Source organism: Alteromonas sp. KS69, assembly GCF_003989595.1.
Lineage (GTDB): Bacteria > Pseudomonadota > Gammaproteobacteria > Enterobacterales > Alteromonadaceae > Alteromonas > Alteromonas naphthalenivorans.
This window is the reverse complement of record NZ_PYHU01000032.1, coordinates 1-1,979: the sequence shown is the minus strand read 5'-3', so window position 1 is coordinate 1,979 and position 1,979 is coordinate 1. Positions and strand designations below refer to the sequence as shown.

The 1,979-nt window shown below is 42.4% G+C and carries 4 protein-coding genes; 2 read left to right on the top strand and 2 right to left on the bottom strand.

Annotated features, from left to right (window positions below):
- Nucleotides 1-138 precede the first annotated feature (138 nt).
- The gene (locus tag C7Y69_RS15575) at nucleotides 139-525 is read left to right on the top strand and encodes a VOC family protein (protein ID WP_126873322.1); all 387 of its coding nucleotides are present in this window, start codon (nucleotides 139-141) and stop codon (nucleotides 523-525) included.
- A gap of 134 nt (nucleotides 526-659) precedes the next feature.
- Entirely contained in the window at nucleotides 660-1,115 is a 456-nt protein-coding gene (locus C7Y69_RS15570; protein ID WP_126873321.1) for a nuclear transport factor 2 family protein, read from the top strand.
- Between the two features lie 115 nt (nucleotides 1,116-1,230).
- On the opposite strand, the gene C7Y69_RS15565 is transcribed toward C7Y69_RS15570, so the two are convergent.
- A complete protein-coding gene (locus C7Y69_RS15565; protein ID WP_013785563.1) occupies nucleotides 1,231-1,452 on the bottom strand; it encodes a toxin-antitoxin system HicB family antitoxin in 222 nt (73 codons plus the stop codon).
- 1 nt (nucleotide 1,453) lies between these two features.
- Nucleotides 1,454-1,876: a putative toxin-antitoxin system toxin component, PIN family gene (locus C7Y69_RS15560; RefSeq protein WP_013785564.1), complete on the bottom strand. Its 423-nt coding sequence runs from the start codon at nucleotides 1,874-1,876 to the stop codon at nucleotides 1,454-1,456.
- Nucleotides 1,877-1,979: the final 103 nt, after the last annotated feature.

The following is a 1,979-nucleotide window of genomic DNA, read 5'->3' as shown; positions in this document are numbered from 1 at the left end:
AGGAGGCTCAATGATTATCAACCCAATCAACACACTCACTACGTTCGCTGGGACGCATACACGCGGGGCGGCTTCGCCATTATGCCCCACGTACCTGCGCCCGTTATTGGAAAGTTATGCACCTAGGAGACATCGGAAGTGATTTCACACATTACGTTAGGAACTAACGATCTTAATAAAGCTATTGAGTTTTATGACCAAATTCTTGGTCTAATCGGTGCAAAGCAAGTAGCAAAAACAGAAGACGTTGTGTTTTATGCATTTCCAGGCTCTGATACAAAGTTATCCATTACTAAACCACACAATAAAGAAAATGCAACATTCGGTAACGGAACTATGTTGGCTCTCAAGGTTAACAGTAATGAACTTGTTAAGAAGGTCTATCAGCTAGCAATCAGCTTAGGCTCGACTTGCGAAGGCAAGCCTGGCCCTCGAAATGATAATGCTTATTTTGCTTGTTACATTAGGGATTTGGATAATAATAAAATCGCTATTTTTCATAGAGATAACAGTGTAAGTGCATAACAAACCACTCAAGGCACTCGCGCTGCTCGCTGGGACGCTAACACATGGGCTGCGTCACTTCGTTCCTAATTTTAGCCCATGTGTTATCGCCCCTTAGTGGGGTGTTATACCTAATTTAAACAGTGGAGGTTTTTATGAAAAGATGGACACTTTCTTTAGTCACTTTATTCTGGTCACTTAACGCAATAGCAGACACAGGCTTATCCGAACTCGGTAACAGGTATTTTTCAGCATGGGCAGCGACTCAATCTCCCGATGCTACTGAAAAAGACTTAGAGCACTACCTGTCTTTCCTTAAGGCCGATGTCGCCCACCAACACTTGCCCTACGACTCAGATGATTCGCGATTACCTGACGGCAGAGAAAGTATACGCGAAGGGATGCTGTTTTATTTGGGCTCTCATTCGGTATATGAAGCTACCTTGAAGCAAGTTATTCCCGCTCACAATGCAATTGCCATTACATACACTACATCTAGCAAGGGAGTACACCCCCAAACAAATGAACTCATAGAATTACATTACTCAACGATGGAAGTTTTGGAAATCGAAGATGGCAAAGTAGCGGTGATTCGGAAATATGAAGAATAGTGTAAGGTATAACAAAAAAATTAAGTTCGCTCGCTGCGCGGGCTGGGACGCAAACATGTGGGCTGCTCACTCCGTTCGGATTTTAGCCCACAAGTTTGCGCCCCTTATTTAAAAGTTAGCTGCCAAAATGTGAATCAAGCTTATCTAGAAGTTCCAAACCTTTATTTTTGTCTCCAGTAGCAGCAATCGCCTTAAATCTTACCTCAGTATCAAATTCAGCTATCGCTTGCGTAGACAATTCTTCTATCAATTTGTTTAAGCTCAACTTTTTATGCGCTGCCAAAGCCTTCAATCGATTATGCTTATCGTCTGGTAAACGTACAGTTAAAGTGGACATATTAAACTCCTCTCAAATAATCTTCAGGCGCTAACACTTTCAAACCATCAAATTGTAATTCCGCATTTCTCAGGTCTTTTAGGTTATTCGTAATAATGCTCTCGGCATTTCCTGCCACTGCAAGCTCTATAAGAAAGTTATCGCCTTCATCTTTTAAATTTGGCCGCCACAAATAATGTATCTGCACCCATTCGCAAACACTAAAAAATGCTGCTAGCAACTCGCTCACTTCGTCCTCAGTAAGCGGGCACAATTCTTTAATTTTGTCTCGCTTGCTTACTGCTTCGTACTCCAAGAATAAGGTCGTGCTAATCAGCGGCTTTAAATCCCCCAACAAGCATTGCCTTATCACTTCTCGGGCTGGCCCTGTTTTGCCAATCAGGGCGCTAATAAGTACACTGGTGTCAATAACTACTTTATTCATGGTTTACATGCTAGCGTATATGCTATCATTTTTCAATTTGACAATGGCAGCTAACACATATGAGCCTCCGGGCTGTCAATGAACATATGAGCCTCCGGGCTGT